Annotated in this window: 17 protein-coding genes; 9 read left to right on the top strand and 8 right to left on the bottom strand. The window is 67.3% G+C overall.

Annotated elements, in window-relative coordinates:
- The first annotated feature begins 5 nt into the window (after window positions 1–5).
- Window positions 6–332 (top strand): anthranilate 1,2-dioxygenase ferredoxin subunit AndAb, encoded by a 327-nt coding sequence (andAb, locus tag G3N99_RS00840; protein ID WP_006479527.1) that lies wholly within the window; start codon window positions 6–8, stop codon window positions 330–332.
- Window positions 322–1,542 (top strand): anthranilate 1,2-dioxygenase system ferredoxin--NAD(+) reductase, encoded by a 1,221-nt coding sequence (gene andAa, locus G3N99_RS00835; RefSeq protein WP_206121366.1) that lies wholly within the window; start codon window positions 322–324, stop codon window positions 1,540–1,542. The genes andAb and andAa overlap by 11 nt, the downstream gene beginning before the upstream one ends.
- Before the next feature lie 52 nt (window positions 1,543–1,594).
- Here the strand turns inward: andAa and G3N99_RS00830 are convergent, their stop codons facing one another.
- The 6 genes from G3N99_RS00830 to G3N99_RS00805 all read right to left on the bottom strand — a co-directional run bounded on the left by G3N99_RS00830 (window position 1,595) and on the right by G3N99_RS00805 (window position 8,273).
- A complete protein-coding gene (locus G3N99_RS00830; RefSeq protein ID WP_174940918.1) occupies window positions 1,595–2,554 on the bottom strand; it encodes a DUF1177 domain-containing protein in 960 nt (319 codons plus the stop codon).
- Window positions 2,555–2,633: 79 nt separating this feature from the next.
- Complete coding sequence (locus tag G3N99_RS00825) at window positions 2,634–3,779, bottom strand: porin (protein ID WP_206121365.1); 1,146 nt, start codon at window positions 3,777–3,779, stop codon at window positions 2,634–2,636.
- Window positions 3,780–3,833: 54 nt separating this feature from the next.
- Window positions 3,834–4,589 (bottom strand): dipeptidase PepE, encoded by a 756-nt coding sequence (pepE, locus tag G3N99_RS00820; RefSeq protein WP_206121364.1) that lies wholly within the window; start codon window positions 4,587–4,589, stop codon window positions 3,834–3,836.
- A gap of 47 nt (window positions 4,590–4,636) precedes the next feature.
- Entirely contained in the window at window positions 4,637–5,821 is a 1,185-nt protein-coding gene (locus G3N99_RS00815; RefSeq protein WP_206121363.1) for an aminotransferase class V-fold PLP-dependent enzyme, read from the bottom strand.
- Between the two features lie 24 nt (window positions 5,822–5,845).
- The gene (locus G3N99_RS00810) at window positions 5,846–7,465 is read right to left on the bottom strand and encodes an OPT/YSL family transporter (RefSeq protein ID WP_174940926.1); all 1,620 of its coding nucleotides are present in this window, start codon (window positions 7,463–7,465) and stop codon (window positions 5,846–5,848) included.
- Window positions 7,466–7,532: 67 nt separating this feature from the next.
- A complete protein-coding gene (locus tag G3N99_RS00805; RefSeq protein WP_174938771.1) occupies window positions 7,533–8,273 on the bottom strand; it encodes an IclR family transcriptional regulator in 741 nt (246 codons plus the stop codon).
- Window positions 8,274–8,602: 329 nt separating this feature from the next.
- On the opposite strand from G3N99_RS00805, the gene G3N99_RS00800 reads away from it, so the two are divergent.
- A complete protein-coding gene (locus G3N99_RS00800; protein WP_174938769.1) occupies window positions 8,603–9,889 on the top strand; it encodes a DUF445 domain-containing protein in 1,287 nt (428 codons plus the stop codon).
- A gap of 48 nt (window positions 9,890–9,937) precedes the next feature.
- Here the strand turns inward: G3N99_RS00800 and G3N99_RS00795 are convergent, their stop codons facing one another.
- Both G3N99_RS00795 and G3N99_RS00790 read right to left on the bottom strand, forming a co-directional pair.
- Window positions 9,938–10,237 (bottom strand): addiction module antidote protein, encoded by a 300-nt coding sequence (locus tag G3N99_RS00795; RefSeq protein ID WP_206121362.1) that lies wholly within the window; start codon window positions 10,235–10,237, stop codon window positions 9,938–9,940.
- A gap of 3 nt (window positions 10,238–10,240) precedes the next feature.
- Entirely contained in the window at window positions 10,241–10,558 is a 318-nt protein-coding gene (locus tag G3N99_RS00790; protein ID WP_241011389.1) for a type II toxin-antitoxin system RelE/ParE family toxin, read from the bottom strand.
- Between the two features lie 351 nt (window positions 10,559–10,909).
- On the opposite strand from G3N99_RS00790, the gene G3N99_RS00785 reads away from it, so the two are divergent.
- The 6 genes from G3N99_RS00785 to G3N99_RS00760 all read left to right on the top strand — a co-directional run.
- On the top strand, window positions 10,910–12,550 hold the full coding sequence (locus G3N99_RS00785; protein ID WP_174940930.1) for an acetolactate synthase large subunit: 1,641 nt from the start codon (window positions 10,910–10,912) through the stop codon (window positions 12,548–12,550).
- A gap of 29 nt (window positions 12,551–12,579) precedes the next feature.
- Entirely contained in the window at window positions 12,580–14,013 is a 1,434-nt protein-coding gene (locus G3N99_RS00780) for an aldehyde dehydrogenase family protein (RefSeq protein ID WP_206121360.1), read from the top strand.
- Window positions 14,014–14,255: 242 nt separating this feature from the next.
- Window positions 14,256–15,839, top strand: a complete 1,584-nt coding sequence (locus G3N99_RS00775) for a Na+/H+ antiporter (RefSeq protein ID WP_174938762.1) — start codon at window positions 14,256–14,258, stop codon at window positions 15,837–15,839.
- A 482-nt stretch (window positions 15,840–16,321) separates the two neighbouring features.
- Complete coding sequence (locus tag G3N99_RS00770) at window positions 16,322–17,455, top strand: hybrid sensor histidine kinase/response regulator (RefSeq protein ID WP_174940935.1); 1,134 nt, start codon at window positions 16,322–16,324, stop codon at window positions 17,453–17,455.
- Between the two features lie 123 nt (window positions 17,456–17,578).
- A complete protein-coding gene (locus tag G3N99_RS00765; protein ID WP_174938761.1) occupies window positions 17,579–19,255 on the top strand; it encodes a methyl-accepting chemotaxis protein in 1,677 nt (558 codons plus the stop codon).
- A partial coding sequence (locus G3N99_RS00760; RefSeq protein ID WP_206121359.1) for a chemotaxis protein CheW occupies window positions 19,252–19,471 on the top strand: 220 nt, incomplete at its 3' end. The genes G3N99_RS00765 and G3N99_RS00760, both read left to right, overlap by 4 nt.

Raw genomic sequence — 19,471 nt, 5'->3', positions numbered from 1 at the left:
CAGACATGACCGAAGCAACGCTCGCCGAGTGGCATCCGCTTGGCGCTTTCGATGAATTCTCCGAAGACGAACCGGCGGCGCGCGTCGCCGGCCAGAAGCCGATCGCCGTGTTCCGGATCGGCGACGAACTGTTCGCGATGCACGACCTTTGCACGCACGGCCATGCACGGCTGTCGGAAGGCTATGTGGAGGATGGCTGCGTCGAATGCCCGCTGCACCAGGGGCTGATCGACATCCGCACCGGTGCGCCGAAATGCGCGCCGATCACCGAGCCGGTGCGGACCTATCCGATCCGGATCGTCGACGGGCAGGTGGAAGTCAATGTCGGCTGATCCGTTCGTGATCGTCGGCGCCGGGCATGCGGCGCGGCGCACGGCCGAAGCGCTGCGCGAGCGCGATGCGGCGGCGCGCATCGTGATGATCGGCGCGGAGCGCGAGCTGCCGTACGACCGGCCTGCGCTGTCGAAAGACGCATTGCTGACCGACGGCGGCGAGCAGCGGGCGTTCGTGCGCGACGCGGCGTGGTACGACGCGCAGCGCATCGAGCTGCGGCTCGGCACGCGCGTCGATGCGATCGAGCGCGATGCGCAGCGCGTGCGGCTCGACGACGGCACGACGCTGCCTTATGCGCGGCTCGTGCTCGCGACGGGCTCGCGGGTGCGCACGTTCGGTGGCGCGATCGACGAGGGCGTCAAGCCGCATTACGTTCGCACGGTCGACGATGCGCGTGCGTTGCGCGCGCAGCTTGCGCCGGGCCGCCGCGTGGTGGTGCTCGGCGGCGGGTTCATCGGCCTCGAGGTTGCGGCGGCGGCGCGCCAGCTCGGCTGCGACGTGACGGTGATCGATCCGGCGCCGCGCCTGCTGCAGCGAGCGTTGCCGGAAGTGGTCGGTACGTATGCGCATCAATTGCACGATGCGCGCGGCGTAGTTTTCCAGTTGGCGACGCTGCCGCGCGCGATCCGTCGCGCGCCGGGCGGCGGTGCGATCGTCGAGACCGATCGTGGCGACGTGCCGGCCGACCTCGTCGTGGTCGGCATCGGCGTGGTGCCCAATGTCGAGGTCGCGCAGGCGGCGGGGCTCGATGTCGACAACGGGATACGCGTCGACGCAGGTTGCCGCACGGTCGATCCCGCGATCTTCGCGGCGGGCGAGGTGACGATGCACTTCAATCCGCTGCTCGGGCGTCACGTGCGGATCGAATCGTGGCAGGTGGCCGAAAACCAGCCGGCCGTCGCGGCCGCGAACCTGCTCGGCGCCGACGAGACTTATGCCGAGCTGCCGTGGCTGTGGTCCGATCAGTACGACTGCAACCTGCAGATGCTCGGGTTGTTCGGCAGCGAGCGCACGATCGTCGTGCGCGGCGACCCGGCGAACGGGCCGTTCACGGTATTCGGGCTGGGCGATGACGGCAAGATCGTCGCGGTGGCCGCGGCGAACCTCGGGCGCGACATCGGCGCATCCCGACGCTTGATCGCGGCCGGGGCGGTGCCGGATCCGGTGAAGCTCGCCGATCCGGCGGTGAACCTGAAGACGTTCATGTAACGGCGGACGCGCGGCGCGGCCCGGTCATCCGGCCGCGCCGTGCGCTCCTTCGTCAAGCGGCCTTGCCGTACCCCTGGAACACGCTGAGATCCGGATACGCGTGGCGGATCTTGCGCCATTCGTTCGCGTCGTAGAACTCGCACGCGCCGGCCGTGAAGCGCTTCGCGACTTCGACCGAGAAGCGCACGGCTTCGGCCAGATCGACTTCGTGGCTCGCGCTCGAATCGCTGCCGCCGACCACCGCGCGCGCGGTGATCGCGACGCCGACCACCGGCTTGTCGGTGCCGACGTGCGGCTGCATGATGCTGTTGAAGTGCGACAGTCCGTTGTCGTACGGCGTGATGTCCTGCAGCGAGATCGGGAACGTGACGGCCGGCATGCCGGTCGTCGATTCCATGATCGACACGAGATCCGGCGCCATCCGCAGGATGTAACCCTGCATCGCGGTCGGCGACAGCGCGAAGCCGCGCTGCTTGACGATCCGGTTGCCCTTCGACGCATCGAGCGACAGGATCGCATCCATGTCGGGCGTCACTTCGTAGCGGTTCATCGTGGCCGACGAAACCGGCATCCCCATGAACGGCACGCCGTTGTTCTCGCTCATCGATACATCGGTCGACAGGTGCGTCGTGACGATCACGTCGCCGGGCAGCACGTCGCCGTTCGCCTTCATCTCCGCGAGTTTCAGCGCGGCCGCGAGCGAGCCGATCGGGCCGTCCGCGTCCGACACCATCCCGAACTTCGCGGGCCGCGCGCCGATCGCGCCGTTGCGGCCGACGATGCCGAGCGTGCGTGCATCGCCGCCGGCCGTCTTGCCGTGCGAGCCGGGAATCACGATCGTGATGAAGTCGGTCGTCTTCGTCGGGTCTTCCGGCGGCTCGTTGTTGACCGTGGTGACCTCGACCGTCACGCCGTGCGCCGCGTAGGGCGCGAACAGCGCGGCAATATGCTGCCCGTTGACGGTCGCGCCATCGAGCGCGTCGAAAATGACGAGGGTCTGTTTCAGTGCCATCGAATGCCTCTTGATTCAGGTTGCCGATGCGGTGGTCGTGCGCCGCGCCGCGGGCCGCATCGGTCGAATGCGCGGTGGGTCAGAAGAAGTGCCGCAGGCCGAGCAGCACGGAAAGCTGCTCGTTGCGGCCGTTGAGTGCGGCGCCTGTCGCGGCGGCCGCATTGGTCGTCGTGTTGCCGAACAGGCCCGACCAGCCGCCGCGCGTCCATTCGTACGACGTCGCGACGTACACGTCGGTGCGCTTGCTGAGGCTGTAGTCGGCGACGCCGTACACGGTGCTGCGCGCGCCGTTGAAACCGTCGGCGAGCGTGCGGTTGTGCATGCCCGCGACGACGAAATTCCATACGGGTGTCGCACGCCAGCTCGCGCCGACGGTGAAGAAGTCGTCGCGGCGATGCGAGTCGAACACCGAGTTGATCGTGACGGCGGCGGTCGGCGAACCGGACGCCATGCTCGTGATCGACGCGGTGTCGGCGCCGCCGTTCGACGAATCGAAGCCGGCGTCGCGATCGCTGTGCAGGTAGTTCGCGAACACGTTCACGCTGCCGATCGCGGCTTTCGCGCCGGCGAGGTAGATCCGCGCGCGGCGGCTTTGCGTGTCGCGCGTCTGCTGCGCATCGCCGATCAGCGTCACCGGGCCCGATTCGTACTTGACGCCGAGCGACATCGACGAGCGTGCCCGCGTGTCGCCTGCGATCCCGCCGAACGCGTACTCGGCGATCACCTGCATCGGTCCGTAGGTGCCGGTGTAGCTGACCGCGTTGTCGTAGCGCTGGCCGACCAGGTAGACCTGCCATGAATTGGTCGGTGCGGCGCCCACGCCGAGCGGATCGACGTAGTACAGCATCGTGTTGCCGGTCGTGTACTGCCGGCCGAGCGCGAGCTCGCCCCAGCGCTCGTGACCGAGCTTCACGAACGCCTGGCGGCCGAACAGCTGGCCCTGCTGGTCGAGCTTGCCGTTGTTCGCGAGAAAGCCGTTCTCCAGCGTGAAGCCGGCTTTCCAGCCGTTGCCGAGCGCCTCGTTGCCCTTCAGCCCGAAGCGGCTGCCGGACAGGAAGCCCTCGTTGCCCTGTTGCAGGCCGATCGTGCGGTCGCCGGACGGGTTGGTGTGCGTCTGGTAACCGATCGCGACGTCGATGACGCCATACAGCGTCACGGTGGACTGGGCATGCGCGACGCCCGTCGCGCCGGCCAACAGCGCGAGTCCGGCAAGCTGCTTCTTCATGAAAAGGTCTCCTAACCGATATGGGACTGTTTTTTTAAAAGGGATATCCGGCGCTTATTTCTGGAAGTCAGGCCACGAGTCGATGCCGGCCGGGCCCGTGATCGACGCGAGCGGGAAGGTAGCGTTTTCCGCCAGCGTGCGCACGTCGGTCTTGCTCGCGAAATGCAGCGCGCCGCGCTCGCCGAGCACGGTGCCCGTCGTGCCGTCGGACAGCAGCGCGGAGCCTTCGGGCAGCGCGAACACCTGCTCGGGCGCGTTGATGTCGAGGAATTCGCCGAGGCGTTCCTCGCGGCTCTCGCCGTTGTGGCCGGCCGGCTTGCCGCTGATGAAGTGCGGGTTGATCTGGAACGGCGCGAGGCCGAGCGCGCGCAGCGTCGGCGGCTGCACGATCGGCATGTCGTTGGTCGTGCGGATCGTCGGGCACGCGACGTTGCTGCCCGCGCTCCAGCCGACGTACGGCACGCCGGCGTGCACGCGCGCGCGGATCGCGTCGACGATATTCGCGTCGTACATGCGCTTGAGCAGCGCGAACGTGTTGCCGCCGCCGACCGCGATTGCGTCGGCATTCTCGATCGTCTTGCGCGGGTCGGAGCTGTGATGCAGCGATTCGAGCGCATAGCCGAGCTTCTCGAACACCGGCTTCACCATCCCTTCGTAGGTGTCGAAACTGAACGACACGCCGGCGTACGGCACGAAGACGATCTTGCGCGCTTCGTGGCGGAACAGCGCGTGGATCTGTTCGGTCGCGTGTTCGAGATAACCGAGCGCGTCCTTGCGGGAGCTGCTCATCAGCAGAAAGCGTTGGTTCATGGTGGCTCCTGTTTCTGTATCGGTAGTCGGGTCGGGTAGGGCGGGGATTAGCGGGCTGCCGCGCGGATCAGGTCGGCGACGCGGTCGATTTCTTCGCGGGTATTGAAGTAGTGCAGCGACACGCGGGCCATCGTCGACACGCCGTAGCGTGCGAGGATCGCATCGGCCATGAAGTTGCCGGCCTCGATGATGCAGTGCTGCGCCTCGAGCGCCGCGACGATCGTCGCGGGATCGATGCCGCGCAGGTTGAACGGCACGATGCCGATGCGGCGCGCCGCATCGCGCGGGCCGTACAGCTCGAAGCCGGGCAGCGTCGCGAAGCGTTCGACCGCGTAGGCGGTGAGGTCGCGCACGCGCGCCTCGATCTGCGCGACGCCGATGCGCTGCGCATAGTCGAGCGCGGCGCCGAGGCCGAGGATCGCGGGCACGATCGGGCAGCCGGCTTCGAAGCGCTTCGCACCGGCGACGAACGACAGCGCGCCGGTCGTCCGGTCGTACGCGCCGTTCCACCAGCCGGCGAGCACCGGTTCGAGCGCGTCGATCCGGTCGCGCTGCACGTAGAGGAAGCCGGAGCCTTCCGTCGCGCGCAGCGCCTTGCGGCCGCAGCCGGCGAGGAAATCGCAGCCGAGCGTGCGCACGTCGGTCTCGACCATCCCGACGCTTTGCGATGCATTGACGAGCGACAGCACGCCGTGCGCGCGGGCGACCGCGCACAGCGCGGCGGCGTCCTGCAGTGCGCCCGACGAGTTCGGCACGTGCGAGAAGGTGAGCAGGCGCGTGCGCGGTGTGATGGCCTGCGCGAATGCGCCCGGCGCGAGCAGCCCTTCGTCGTTCGCGGCGATCATCTTCACGACGATGCCGTGCGTCGCTTCGAGCCGCTTCCACGGCAGCAGGTTGCTGAGCATCTCGGTATCGGCGACGAGCACTTCGTCGCCCGGCTGCCAGCGCAGCCCCTGCGCGACGAGCGAGATCGCTTCGGTCGCGTTCTTCGTGAATGCGATCTCGTCGGCCAGCGCGCCGAGGAACGCGGCGAGCTGCGTGCGCACGGCATCGACACGCGCATAGGTGGCCTTGCGGAACGCGGGCAGGTAGATGCCGACGCGGCCGGTGTCGCGCAGATAGTCGTTGACGGTGTCGAGCACGGGCTCGGGCGGCAGCGACGCGGCGGCCGTATCGAGGTAGATCGTCGATGCGGTCAGCGGCGTATCGGCGCGGATTGCAGTGATGTCCATCTGAAGTCCTGTCGGTGAAACGGATTACTTGAGCTTGATGAGCGAGCGCGTGAAGCTGAAGAGGGCGTCGCCCGCGATCACGCCGCCCGCGAATGCGCTCATCTCGGCGATGTCGCGTTCGCCGCGCGTGCGCAGCAGGATGAAGCGGATCGCGAGGCCGATCAGCACGGCGAAGCCCGCGAGCGGCGACGTGAGCAGCATGCCGGTCGACAGCAGCACGCCGAGCTGGCGCTTCGCGCCGCCGAGCCACTGCAGCAGCGCGCCGGGTACGGCCCAGATCGCGAGGTCGCGCGCGATGTCCCACGACGAGCCGGCCTTGATCGACGCCGCGTAGACGCGATCGACCGGCGGCAGCATGTCGCGGCTGAAGAAGCCGTGGTGGAACAGCACGACCACGATGCCGGCGACGACGAAGCCGAGCGTCGCCGCGAGGAACTGCTGGCGGCGGCCGGCCATTTCGAGCGCCGGGTCCTGGCCCGAACCGCGCAGCAGGAACCCGGTCTTCAGGTCGTAGCCCATGTCGGCGAAGGCGGGGCCCGTCGCGGCCGAGAAACCGACCAGCACCGCGAGCGCGGGCGCCGGGAAGCCGATCAGGATGCCGATCGTCAGCGTGATCAGCGCGACCGCGAAGGCGGGGAACCAGCCCGAGTGCATCGCGGCGATGCCGACGATCAGCTCGTGGATGTACGCCGAAAACGCCGCATACAGCACGAACACGATCAGCATGCCGGTCGACATCTCCGAGAAGCCGCCCGTGCAGCCGACGATCACCAGCGCGATCAGCATGTAGACGACGTAGCCGAGGCCGAGGATGCGGCCTGCGCGCAGCGGCGACACGTCGCCGGTGCCGGCTTCGTCGACCGGCGCACGGCGTGCGCGGCGGATCTCGGTCGACACCTGCAGCATGGCGACGATGCCCGCGCCGATCATCACGCCGTGCGGGATGTAGGCCTTCGCGATGTCGACGCCGGTCAGCGCGACCGAGTAGCCGCGGATCAGCAGGCCGAGGCCGAACATCGTCAGCGCCGCCAGGTTGCCGAGGAATGCCGCGCCGAACGCGGACATCGGAATGCCGAGCCACGCGCCGGCCACGCCGACCGCGACGCCGATTCCGAGGAACGCGGCCTTGCGGCCGCCACGGTCGCCGGCCCAGATCGCTTCGGCGGTCGCGACGCCCGACGGCCAGCTGCCCGTGGCGGGGAAGATCCGGCTGCCGAACAGCAGGTACAGCATCGTGCCGTCGACGAGCATCGCGGCGAGCGCGCCGATCAGCATCGGCGTCGCGAGTTCGGGCATGCCCATCGCGTACGGCACGCCGATCGGGATCATCAGCGAGTTCGCCGCACCGAACGTGGCCGACGAGATGGCCGTCTGCACGAGGTTCTGGCGTTCGAGCACGCGGAAGCGCCGCGCGAGTTCATGCGGGATGCGCGAGAACACGATCGCGATCAGCGCGCCGATGATCGACGTGTTCGCCGAGATGCCGAGCGACACGATCAGCTGCATGCCGATGATCGCGCCGAGCACCGATAGCAGGACCGACACGATCAGCAGCACGGGTTCGGCGAAACGGACGCGCGTGGCGCCGGGCGGGGTGGCGGGCGCGGCGGGTTCGCCGGCCGGCGCGTCTTGAAGGGCGTTCATGGGTTCTCCTCCGGATGCCTGTCGTTTGTTGTGGTGTGCGACAGCGGTAACGGGTGGTGGAACGTGCTCAGCGCATCAGGCTGAGCACGCTTTCGATCTTGCGGCGCGCGTCGTTCAGCGCATCGAGCAGGCGCGGCACGGCCGATTCGTCGAGACGCTGCATCGGCCCCGAGATCGCGAGCGATCCGGCGACCGAGCGGCTGCCCTTTGCGGTGAGCGGCACCGCGAGCCCCGCGACGCCGGTGGCGGCTTCTTCGCGGGTGTAGGCCCAGCCGTTCTCGCGGATCACATCGAGGCGCGCCTCGATGGCCGCGCGGTCGACCGCCTGGCCGGACTTCGTCGCACGGGCGAAAACTTCGTCGCGCATCGAATCGGGCTGGAACGCGAGGATCGCCTTGCCGTGCGCGCCCGCATGCAGCGCGAAGCGCTGGCCTTCCTCGATCGAGAAGCGCAGTTGCTGGTCGCCGTGCGCGATGTCGAGGCACAGCCCTTCGTAACCGTCGAGCAGCGACAGGAACACGGTCTCGCCGCTTTGCTGCGCGAGCCGGTGCAGCGCGGGCTCGACGATCTGCGACGGCGACAGCGAGCGCCGCACGATCTCGCCCATCTCGAACCAGCGCAGCCCGAGCGCGTAGCGGCCCGCATCGTCCTGCACGAGATAGCCCTCGGCCGCGAACGTCGCAAGCACGCGATGGACGATCGCGTGATGCACGCCGCTTTCCTTCGCGAGTTCGCGGACGCCCCATACGGCCTGCTGGGCGGTGAAGTACTGCATCAGTTGCAGCGCGCTGCTGAGTGTCTTGAGCATGATGTTCGTCTCTATATGAGAGACAGTGTCTCGAAATGTGAATACAGTCTGAGCGGACGCGACGACGTCGTGCTATCCGGGTAAACGCGAAATTGAGAGACAGTCCGGCTGGCAAGGCTGAGCGGGCAACTGGACGGGTCGGGGCGGTCGTTGCGAAGGGAGGAAGCCAGCCGGAGGCGGGTGGGCTGTCGGCTGAAAAGCGGGGTGTGAATGGCTCGGCCGCCCGGCTGGCTGCCGCCGTGATCAGGTCATAAAAAAAGGGCCGGTCATTTGTCGGCGGCCGCCGACTCGGTGCATATTGGCGGCATCGTTCGCCCGACCGGTTGCCCATGACGCCAGACAAAGCCCTCGAACTGAAACGCAGCAAGCGCCGCGCACTGTGGCTGCTGCTGGCCGCCGTCGCGGTATTCGTCACGACGATCCTGCTGCCGCGCGGCCCGTGGGTCGACGGCGTCAAGGCCGTGGCCGAAGCCGCGATGGTCGGCGCGCTTGCCGACTGGTTCGCGGTCGTCGCGCTGTTCCGCCGCGTGCCGATCCCGTTCGTGTCGCGCCATACCGAGATCATTCCGAAGAACAAGGACAAGATCGCCGACAACCTCGCGGTGTTCGTGCGCGAGAAGTTCCTCGGCCCCGATGCGCTTGCCGCGCAGATCCGCCAGCACGATCCCGCGCAGAAACTCGGCGCGTGGCTCGGCGAGCCGGCGAACACCGAGGCGCTCGGCGGCTATGTGACGAAGCTGATGAGTTTCGCGCTCGACATGACCGACGACGCGCGGATCCAGTCGTTCGTTCACGACGCGTTTCGCGCGGTGATCGACCGGGTCGACCTGTCGCAATCGGCCGGCGCGATCCTCGACACGCTGACGAAGGACGGCCGTCACCAGGCGCTGCTCGACGACGCGATCGAGCAGGTGGTCGACGTGCTTGACAAGGAGGAGAACCGCGAGGTGATCGCGGGCTTCATCGTCGAATGGCTGAAGACGCAGTACCCGAAGGTCGAGAAGATCATGCCGACGCAGTGGTTCGGCGAGAACGGCGCGCGGATGCTCGCGAGCGCGGTGAGCCGCGTGCTGGAAGGCGTGGCGGCCGATCCCGAGCACGAGCTGCGGCAGCGCTTCGACCGGACGGTTCTGCGGCTGACCGAACGGTTGAAGCACGACCCCGCGTTCATCGAGAAGGGCGAGGAGATCAAGCGCTATATCCGCGACGGCGCCGCGTTCAACGAGTATGTGCGCGACCTGTGGGACCAGTTGCGCGCGTGGCTGAAGGCCGATCTCGCGCGCCCCGATTCGGCGCTGCACCGGCAGGCCGCGATGCTCGGCGGCTGGCTCGGTGCGCGGCTTTCGGAGAGCCCGGCATTGCGCGCGTCGCTGAACGAGCACGTCGAAAAGGCCGTGCACGAGATGGCGCCGGATTTCGCGGATTTCCTGATGCGCCACATCCGCGACACGGTGCGCAACTGGGATGCGCGCGAGATGTCGCGGCAGATCGAGCTGAACATCGGCAAGGATCTGCAATACATCCGCATCAACGGCACGCTGGTCGGCGGGCTGATCGGGCTCGGGTTGTATCTGGTGTCGCTGGTGCCGCGCTGGGCGGCCGGCTGGCTGCACTGACGCGGCCACCGGTGTCGCGCGGCGGGCGCGACGGGCCGCGCCCGCGCATCATGCGTGCGCTTTCGAGCCGTGCAGTTGCAGGCCGAGCGCCTTGATGACCTTCAGGATTGTGCCGAAGCTCGGGTTGCCGTCGTGCGACAGCGCCTTGTACAGCCCTTCGCGCGACAGGCCCGCATCGCGCGCGACCTGCGACATGCCGCGTGCCCGTGCGATCACGCCGAGCGCGTGCGCGATGAAGGCCGGATCGTCGCTGGCTTCCTGCAGGCACGCTTCGAAGTAGTCGGCCATGTCGTCTTCGGTTTTCAGATGATCGGCCGAATCCCACGGCCGGGTGCTGATCTTGTCCATCGGTTACTCCATGTCGAGATGCGCGAGCATCGCGTGCGCGGCGCGGATGTCGGCCTGTTGCGTCGATTTATCGCCGCCGCAGAGCAGGATGACCCAGATCGTTCCGCGCCTCACGTAGTAGACGCGATAGCCGGGGCCGTGGTCGATCCGCATCTCGACGACCGGCGAGCCGGCGGACTTCCAGACGCCCGGATTGCCCATCGAGAGGCGGTCGATGCGCGCCTGGATGCGGCGCTTCGCGACGCGATCCGGCAGGCCGGCAAACCAGGCGTCGAAGACGTCGGTGGTCCGGATGCTGAACGTAGGCGCACTGTAGGGCATGGATTGCAATGTGTCAACCATGGTTCACATGTCTGGCGTGTTGAGTTTCGTTGCCGCTACAGTAGGGCCGCGCGCTTGGTTTGCGTGCCGATTGGCCGTTAGGCCGAAGTCGGGATCTTCCGAATCCGTCTACAATCAAAAACGTCTTTGCCGCCCGTGCGTGCTTGCCGCGCGCGGGCGGGTCCGTTTGTCCTCCGGCTTCCGGAGGCGCCGCCGTGCAGCGCGTGTTGCGTGGCGGGCAGTGCCGTGGTTTGTGTCCAGTAGGTAAAGCGTCCGCGTGCCGTAGGCCGGCGCGCGTTCTGAACGCTGCGTGTCCGTAGGCCGGGCAGGCGACATCAACCGAGAGTCCCCATGAAAGCATCGGATCTGTTCGTGAAGGCGCTGGAAGCCGAAGGCGTCGAGTACGTGTTCGGCATTCCCGGCGAAGAAAACCTCGATCTGCTCGAATCGCTGCGGCGATCGAAGATCAAGCTCGTGCTGACCCGGCACGAGCAGGCGGCCGGATTCATGGCCGCCACCTACGGGCGTCTGACGGGCCGCACCGGCGTGTGTATCGCCACGCTCGGGCCCGGCGCGACGAACTTCGTGACGGCCGCCGCGTATGCGCAGCTCGGCGGCATGCCGATGCTGATGATCACCGGGCAGAAGCCGATCAAGTCCAGCAAGCAGGGCCACTTCCAGATCGTCGACGTGGTCGACATGATGCAGCCGCTCACGAAGTTCACGCGGCAGATCGTGTCGATCGGCAACATCCCGTCGGCCGTGCGCGAGGCGTTCCGCCGCGCGGAGGAAGAGCGCCCGGGCGCTGCGCACCTCGAACTGCCGGAAGACATCGCGCACGAGGAGGGCGACGGCAAGCCGATCCCGCGCAGCTACAGCCGGCGGCCGGTGGCCGAGGAGAAGGCGGTCGCGCATGCGGTCGACGCGATCCAGGCCGCGCGCCATCCGCTGTTGATGATCGGCGCTGGCGGCAACCGCAAGACCACCTGCAAGATGCTGCTCGAATTCGTCGACAAGACGGGCATCCCGTTCTTCACGACGCAGATGGGCAAGGGCGTGATCGACGAGACGCACCCGCTGTGGCTCGGCAACGCGACGCTGTCCGACGGCGATTTCGTGCACCGCGCGATCGAGCATGCGGACTGCATCATCAACGTCGGTCACGACGTGATCGAGAAGCCGCCGTTCTTCATGCGTACCGACGACAAGACCGTGATCCACGTGAACTTCCTCGGCGCGCAGGTCGACCCCGTCTACTTCCCGCAGATCGAGGTGGTGGGCGACATCGCGAACGCGGTGTGGCAGATGAAGGAGGCCCTCGCGCCGCAGCCGCATTGGGATTTCGCGCGCTTCGAGATGATCAAGGAGCATTTCGACGCCCATCTGGAGAAGGGCCAGCACGATCCGCGCTTCCCGATGTACCCGGTGCGGATCGTCAACGATTTGTACAACGCCATGCCGGTCGACGGCATCGTGTGTCTCGACAACGGGATGTACAAGATCTGGTTCGCCCGCTACTGGCGCGCGCACGAGCCGAATTCGCTGCTGCTCGACAACGCGCTCGCGTCGATGGGCGCGGGCCTGCCGTCGGCGATCGCGACGAAGATCGTGCATCCGCAGCGCAAGGTGATCGCCGTGTGCGGCGACGGCGGCTTCATGATGAATTCGCAGGAGCTCGAAACGGCCGTGCGGTTGAAGCTCGACCTCGTCGTGATGATCCTGCGCGACGACGCGTTCGGGATGATCCGCTGGAAGCAGGAGAACATGAACTTCCCCGATTTCGCGATGACGCTGCAGAACCCCGATTTCGTCGCGTATGCGCAAAGCTACGGTGCGCACGGGCATCGCGTGGAATCGGCCGACGATCTCGAGCCGCTGCTGCGCGAATGTTTCGCGTCGCCGGGCGTGCACGTGATCGACGTGCCGATCGACTACTCGGACAACGAGCGCGTGCTGAACCGCGAAATCAAGCGCCTGTCGGCGCAACTCTGAATGTCCCGTTCACAGGAAGGAGTCGTTCCATGTTGAAGGAAACCTATCCGTACTACCTCGCCAACGAAGCCGTCTACGCGAACACCGATCTGGAGGTGACGGACAAGTTCAGCGGCCAGGTCGCGACGCGTGTCGCGCTGGCCGACGCGAAGGCCATCGACGCGGCGATCGGCGCGGCGGTGGATGCCGCGAAGCCGATGCGCGAGCTGCCGGCCTTCAAGCGGCAGGCCGTGCTCGACCATTGCGTCGCGCGCTTTCGCGAGCGCTTCGACGAGCTGGCCGAAGCGCTGTGCATCGAGGCCGGCAAACCGATCAACGATTCGAAGGGCGAAGTCACGCGGCTGATCGACACGTTCCGCGTGGCGTCCGAAGAATCGGTGCGTATCGACGGCGAAATCATCAACCTCGAGATCTCCGCGCGTGCGCAGGGCTATACGGGCTACACGAAGCGCGTGCCGGTCGGCCCGTGCTCGTTCATCTCGCCGTTCAACTTCCCGCTGAATCTCGCCGCACACAAGGTCGCGCCGGCGCTGGCGGCCGGCTGTCCGTTCGTGCTGAAGCCCGCGAGCCGCACGCCGATCGGCGCGCTGATCATCGGCGAGGTGCTCGCGGAAACCGACTTGCCGAAGGGCGCGTTCTCGGTGCTGCCCGCGCATCGCGACGGCGCCGACCTGTTCACGACCGACGAGCGTTTCAAGCTGCTGTCGTTCACGGGTTCGCCGGCCGTCGGCTGGGCGCTGAAGGAGAAGGCCGGCAAGAAGAAAGTCGTGCTGGAGCTCGGCGGCAACGCGGCCGCGATCGTCGATGCGGACCAGCGCGACCGGCTCGACTACGTGGTCGAGCGTCTGGCGTTCGGCGCGTATTACCAGTCGGGCCAGAGCTGCATTGGCGTGCAGCGGATCCTCGTGCATGCCGATCTGTACGACGCGCTGCGCGAGAAGCTGATCGCGAAGACGCGTTCGCTGAAGATGGGTGATCCGAAGGATCCGTCTACATTCGTCGGCCCGATGATCTCCGAATCCGAATCGCGCCGGCTGTCGGGCTGGATGGACGCGGCCGTCGCGGCGGGCGCGAAGATCGTCGCGGGCGGCCAGGTCGACGGCGCGATGTTCGAGGCGACGCTGCTGGAAAACGTCGGGCACGAGCAGGACCTGTACCGGAAGGAGGCGTTCGGCCCCGTCGCGATCCTCGAGAAGTTCGACCGCTTCGACGATGCGCTCGCGCGCGTGAACGACAGCGACTTCGGGCTGCAGGCCGGCGTGTTCACCGATTCGCTCACGCATGCGCAGCGCGCGTGGGACGAGCTGGAGGTCGGCGGCGTCGTGATCAACGACGTGCCGTCGTTCCGCGTCGACAACATGCCGTACGGCGGCGTGAAGGATTCGGGCCTCGGCCGCGAAGGGATCCGCTACGCGATCGAGGACATGACCGAGCCGCGGTTGATGGTCGTGCGGCGCCGGTAACGCGCAGGCAGGCAGCGCGGTGCCGCGACGGCACGCGGGCGGGCGATCGGGCCGGCCCGCGTGCCGTTTTTCATGGCGTCGCGCCCATCGGGCCGGCGCCGGGCTCGCACCGTGCCCGCATTGCGCGGCCGGCTGCCCGAACGCGCTCGACTGCGGGCCTTGCCTCGTGATGTAATCGCGCCAAACTGCCGACCGGGGTACGACACCGGAAGGCGCGTATTCATTCTTCACGAGGTCGATTCATGTCTCCCGTCTCGGCATTCAAGCTGGTTTTGTTGTCATTCCTTGCGATCGTCGCGCTCGAGTGCATCGCCAAGCGGCTGCGGCTGCCGCCCGCGGCCGCGCTGCTGATCGGCGGCATCGGCATCGCATTCATCCCCGGCCTGCCGCCGATCAATCTCGATCCCGAACTGGTGCTGCTGGTGTTCCTGCCGCCGCTGCTGATGGACGGCGCGTACTTCTCGGTGTGGGAGGAGTTCAAGCGCAACGTCGGCGGCATCCTGCTGCTGGCGATCGGCGCGGTCGTGTTTACCACGTTCGCGGTCGGCTTCGCCGTGCACTGGGTGGCGCCGTCGCTGCCGTGGGCCGCATGCTTTGCGCTCGGCGCGATCGTGTCGCCGCCCGATGCCGTTGCAGCGAAGGCCGTGCTCGAACGCGTCGCGCTGCCGCGCCGGCTGATGGTGCTGCTGGAAGGCGAGAGCCTGCTGAACGACGCGGCCGGCCTCGTGCTGTTCCGCTTCGCGGTCGTCGCGGCGCTGTCGGGCACCTTCAGCCTCGGCCACGCTGTCGTGGGTTTCGCGGAACTCGGGCTCGGCGGCGTGGTGGTCGGCATCGTGGTCGGCAAGCTCGTCGTGTGGTTCCTGAAGCTGCTCGACGACGACTATCTCGTGATCACCGTCGCGGTGATTGCCGGCTGGATCGCCTATATCGCGGGTGAAATGGTCGAAGTGTCGGGCGTGATCGCCACCGTCACGGCCGGCATGATCATCGGCTGGCATCAGCACGAGGTGTTCTCGGCGGCCGTGCGCACGCGCGGCACCGCGTTCTGGCAGGTCATCGTGTTCCTGCTCGAAGCGATGGTGTTCGTGCTGATCGGGCTGTCGCTGCGCGGTGCGATCCACCGGCTCGGCGGCTTCGAGCAGGTGCTCGCCACGATGGTGTCGCCGATGCTCGCGGTGCTGGCGGCGGTGATCGTGTCGCGCTTCGTGTGGATCTACGCGGTCGAGGCGCTGAAGTGGCCGGTGCGCGGGATCGCGCGGCGCGGCGAAGCGCCTGACTGGAAGGCCGCGACGATCATGAGCTGGGCCGGGATGCGCGGCGTCGTCACGCTGGCGATCGCGCTGTCGCTGCCCGAGGCGATGCCCGGCCGCGACGTGATCCTGGTCGCGTCGTTCGCGGTGATCCTCGTCACCGTGCTGCTGCAGGGCACGACGATCGGGCCGCTGATCCGGCTGCTGCGCCTGCCGCAGCGCGAAGAGCGCGCGGCGCACCACCTGACCGAGCCGCAGACGTGGGCGTACATCGAGGCGGCGCAACTCGCGGCGATCCAGCCGCTCGTGCGCGACGAGAACGGGGTCGTGATCCATCCGCGCCTGCTCGAGCAGTACACGTATCGCGCGGAATTGACCGAGCGGGCGAAGAACGAGCCCACCTATCCGGCGGAAGTGCGTGCCGCACACTACGACGTCGTGCTGGCCGCGATCAAGGCCGGGCGCACGGAATTGTTGCGCCTGCACCGTTCGGGCCACATCCACGACGAGATGCTGCACGCGCTCGAGCGCGACCTCGACCTGCAGGAAGTGTCCGCGCAGCACGCGCGCGGGTAAGGCCGCACGCCTTCGTCATACCGCGATCGAGCGGCCGGTGCCAACCGGCTCGAAGCGCGCCTGGGCCGATCGTTGCCCGGCGCGCTTTTTTCTTTTCCGCGCCTGCCGATTGGGCGGATTTTCATCCGGCCCTCAAATGCGACAGGCAGCCAGCCTTGCAGCGCATGCAAACCTTATCGTGCCGGTCTCGCAAACGTTATCGTCTTTCGAATCCGGAAATGATCTGATTTAACTGTTTCCGTCTCTTTCTGCATATTTGGCAAAACTAAACCGGATTGAGATAGATGCTGTGTTCTAATTTCATTTAGAATCAGCCGGTTATGTTTATTGAGAGAAAGGATGCGGAGGTAATGCGGCCGCCAACGGGGAGAAATCGGCGTCCGAAACCCAGCAAGGCGGTGCCGACAGGCCAATTCGGCGGAATCAGGCGGGGTTTTCAACCGCTGAAATAAGATAGCGTCCAAGTCTGATAAACAACTCCTATGAAAGAATCGATTGGAGAATCGGCGTTTGAAACTGTATTTATGAAAGAATCGAGCGGTGATAATGCCTCGGATTGTCTTGAATCGGGGTTATCGGTCCTTCTCGTCGACGATCAACCGTTCGTCGGTGAGGTGATCCGCCGCGCGCTGCGCAGCGAACACGACATCGACCTGCATGTGTGCACCGACGCGCACCGGGCGATGGCGGTGGCGCGCGACGTGAAGCCGACTGTCATCCTGCAGGATCTCGTGATGCCGGAGATCGACGGCCTCGATCTGGTCCGTGCGTGGCGCGCGGACGCCGGCACCGCTCGCGTACCGATCATCGTGCTGTCCGCGAAGGAGGAGCCGATCGTCAAGCGCGAGGCATTCATCGCCGGCGCGAACGACTATCTGGTGAAGCTCCCCGACGCAATGGAGCTGGCCGCCCGCATCCGCTATCACTCGAATTCTTACCTGATGTCCCGGCAGCGCGACGAGGCGCTCGATTTCCTGTCGCACGACATGCGTTCGCCGCAGACCTCGATCCTCGCGCTGCTCGACGTCTACCGGACCGAACACGGCGAGATGCCGGCGATCATGGAGCGCATCGCCGGCCATGCGCGGCGCGCGCTCGCGCTGGCCGACGGCTTCATCCACCTGACCCGCGCGCAGTCCGAGCGCCGCGCGCACGAGGTCGTGAGTCTCAACGAGATCGTGCTCGACGCCGTCGACCAGCTGTGGGAGAAGGCGGCCGGGCTCGGCAGCCGGGTCGCCGCGCACGTGCCCGATACCGAATGCGTGACGATGGGCGACCGCATGATGCTGACGCGCGCGGTCGCGAACCTGATCGACAACGGGCTGAAGTACGGCCCGGCCGGCACGGACGTGCACTGCACGCTGAGCAGCGAGGACGGTGCATGGCTGATCGGTGTCGAGGATACCGGCGCCGGGATCGCGCCGGAGCAGCGCATGGCCGCGACCGAGACGTTCGTGCAGCTCGAATCCGCACATGGCGCGGCGCGCGGCGGCTTCGGCCTCGGGCTCGCGTTCGTCCGTGCGACGGCGGCGCGGCATCGCGGCCAGATCCTGATGCGCAATACGGCGCGCGGCTTCATGGTCGCGCTTCGGCTGCCGGCGCAAGCGGAGCGGTGATTTCGCGGCGCGGCCTGCCGGCGCCGCGCTGCCCGCAGACCCTGATGCGCTCGTGGCGCGCCGTCCGGCGCGCAGGCGGGCGCGGATTTTTTCAACGCTGATTTTATAAAGCCCATAACGAACATGGCCACCGTGACGCCCCGCGCGACCAATGAAAGCCTGCATCCGACGATCGGCGCTGCCCGGCTGACGCTCGGCAATCGCATCCTGCTCAGCTTCGGCGTGCTGTTCGTGCTGATGCTGGTGACAGCCGGCGTGTCCTACGAGCGATTGCGCGCGATCAACAGCGAAGCCGTCAGCATCGAGCGCGACTCGCTGCCCGGCGTCTACCTCGCGTCGTCGCTGCGCGGTTCGGTCAACGAATCGTTCACGCTGCTGCAGCAGGCGACCTTCGTCGACACCGAGGCCGAGACCGTGCAGCGCGATCTCGCGAAGATCTCCGACGCGCTGAAGGACATCGAATCGCTGTCGGTCGACTACCAGAGCACGACGTTCCGCGACGACGACCGGCAGCGCTTCGCGGCGTTCCGCGGTGCGTACGACCGCTACGTGCCGCTGCTGAACGAAGCCGTGCAGAAGAGCCGCGTGTCGCGCGAGGAGGCCGTCGCCGCATACGCGAAAACGCTGCCCGCGTGGACCGAGGTCGTGCGCAACGCGAACGTGCTGGTGCAGGAAAACCGCAAGTTCGCCGAGCAATCCGCGAAGCTGATCCGCGAATCCGTGCAGGACACCGAAGTCGTGCTCGCGGTTGCGGTCGCCTTCGTGCTGCTGTCCGCGCTCGGGCTCGGCTACGTGCTGTACCGTTCGGTGACCGTACCGATGGCGCGGCTCGTCGAGGTGCACGACGTGATGCGCACCGGCAACCTGACGCGCCGCCTCGACCTGCGCCGCCGCGACGAATTCGGCACGCTCGAGACGGGCTTCAACCGGATGGCCGACGAGCTGACCGAGCTCGTCGCACGCGCGCAGCAGTCGTCGCTGCAGGTGACGACGTCGGTGGCGGAAATCGCCGCGACGTCGCGCGAGCAGCAGGCGACCGCGAACGAAACCGCGGCGACGACGACCGAGATCGGTGCGACCTCGCGCGAGATTTTCGCGACGTCGCGCGACTTGCTGCGCACGATGAACGAAGTGGCCGGCGTGGCCGAGCAGTCGGCGACGCTCGCGGGCGTGAGCCAGAGCGGGCTCACGCGGATGGGCGAGACGATGCGCAGCGTGATGGACGCGGCCGGTTCGGTGAACGCGAAGCTCGCGATCCTCAACGAGAAGGCGCTGAACATTAACCAGGTGGTCGCGACGATCACCAAGGTGGCTGACCAGACCAACCTGCTGTCGCTGAACGCGGCGATCGAGGCCGAGAAGGCCGGCGAGTACGGCCGCGGCTTCGCGGTCGTCGCGACCGAGATCCGCCGCCTCGCCGACCAGACGGCGGTGGCGACCTACGACATCGAGCAGACGGTGAAGGAGATCCAGTCGGCGGTGTCGGCGGGCGTGATGGGGATGGACAAGTTCTCCGAGGAAGTGCGCCGCGGCATGCTCGACGTGCAGCAGGTCGGCGGGCAGCTGTCGCAGATCATCGCCGAGGTGCAGACGCTCGCGCCGCGCTTCCAGATGGTCAACGAAGGGATGCAGACGCAGGCGAACGGCGCCGAGCAGATCACGCAGGCGCTGTCGCAACTGTCGGAGGCCGCGCAGCAGACGGCCGAGTCGCTGCGCCAGTCGTCGCAGGCGATCGACGACCTGACGCTCGTCGCGAACCAGCTGCGCACCAGCGTGTCGCGCTTCAAGGTCGACGCGTGACGCGCGCCGACCCGCAGAACGGCGCCCACGCGCTGTTCCTGATGTTCGAGCTCGACGGCGAACGCTATGCGCTCGACGCGGCCGGCATCGACGAGGTGCTGCCGCTCGCGGTCACGAAGGCCGTGCCCGGCGCACCCGAATGGATCGCCGGGCTGCTGATGCGCGGCGGCCAGCCCGTGCCGGTGATCGACGTGCCGATGCTGGCGCTCGGGCGCC

It is taken from the genome of Burkholderia sp. Ac-20392 (assembly GCF_017104585.1).
In the GTDB taxonomy this organism is placed as follows: domain Bacteria; phylum Pseudomonadota; class Gammaproteobacteria; order Burkholderiales; family Burkholderiaceae; genus Burkholderia; species Burkholderia lata.
The sequence above is the reverse complement of the archived record's forward strand: the minus strand, read 5'-3'. Positions and strand labels throughout refer to the sequence as shown.

Bases quoted from the DNA above. Each gene is read 5' to 3' on its own strand.
- andAb (WP_006479527.1), top strand. From the start codon at position 6: ATGACCGAAGCAACGCTCGCCGAGTGGCATCCGCTTGGCGCTTTCGAT.
- andAa (WP_206121366.1), top strand. From the start codon at position 322: ATGTCGGCTGATCCGTTCGTGATCGTCGGCGCCGGGCATGCGGCGCGG.
- G3N99_RS00830 (WP_174940918.1), bottom strand. From the start codon at position 2,554: ATGGCACTGAAACAGACCCTCGTCATTTTCGACGCGCTCGATGGCGCG.
- G3N99_RS00825 (WP_206121365.1), bottom strand. From the start codon at position 3,779: ATGAAGAAGCAGCTTGCCGGACTCGCGCTGTTGGCCGGCGCGACGGGC.
- pepE (WP_206121364.1), bottom strand. From the start codon at position 4,589: ATGAACCAACGCTTTCTGCTGATGAGCAGCTCCCGCAAGGACGCGCTC.
- G3N99_RS00815 (WP_206121363.1), bottom strand. From the start codon at position 5,821: ATGGACATCACTGCAATCCGCGCCGATACGCCGCTGACCGCATCGACG.
- G3N99_RS00810 (WP_174940926.1), bottom strand. From the start codon at position 7,465: ATGAACGCCCTTCAAGACGCGCCGGCCGGCGAACCCGCCGCGCCCGCC.
- G3N99_RS00805 (WP_174938771.1), bottom strand. From the start codon at position 8,273: ATGCTCAAGACACTCAGCAGCGCGCTGCAACTGATGCAGTACTTCACC.
- G3N99_RS00800 (WP_174938769.1), top strand. From the start codon at position 8,603: ATGACGCCAGACAAAGCCCTCGAACTGAAACGCAGCAAGCGCCGCGCA.
- G3N99_RS00795 (WP_206121362.1), bottom strand. From the start codon at position 10,237: ATGGACAAGATCAGCACCCGGCCGTGGGATTCGGCCGATCATCTGAAA.
- G3N99_RS00790 (WP_241011389.1), bottom strand. From the start codon at position 10,558: ATGCCCTACAGTGCGCCTACGTTCAGCATCCGGACCACCGACGTCTTC.
- G3N99_RS00785 (WP_174940930.1), top strand. From the start codon at position 10,910: ATGAAAGCATCGGATCTGTTCGTGAAGGCGCTGGAAGCCGAAGGCGTC.
- G3N99_RS00780 (WP_206121360.1), top strand. From the start codon at position 12,580: ATGTTGAAGGAAACCTATCCGTACTACCTCGCCAACGAAGCCGTCTAC.
- G3N99_RS00775 (WP_174938762.1), top strand. From the start codon at position 14,256: ATGTCTCCCGTCTCGGCATTCAAGCTGGTTTTGTTGTCATTCCTTGCG.
- G3N99_RS00770 (WP_174940935.1), top strand. From the start codon at position 16,322: ATGAAAGAATCGATTGGAGAATCGGCGTTTGAAACTGTATTTATGAAA.
- G3N99_RS00765 (WP_174938761.1), top strand. From the start codon at position 17,579: ATGGCCACCGTGACGCCCCGCGCGACCAATGAAAGCCTGCATCCGACG.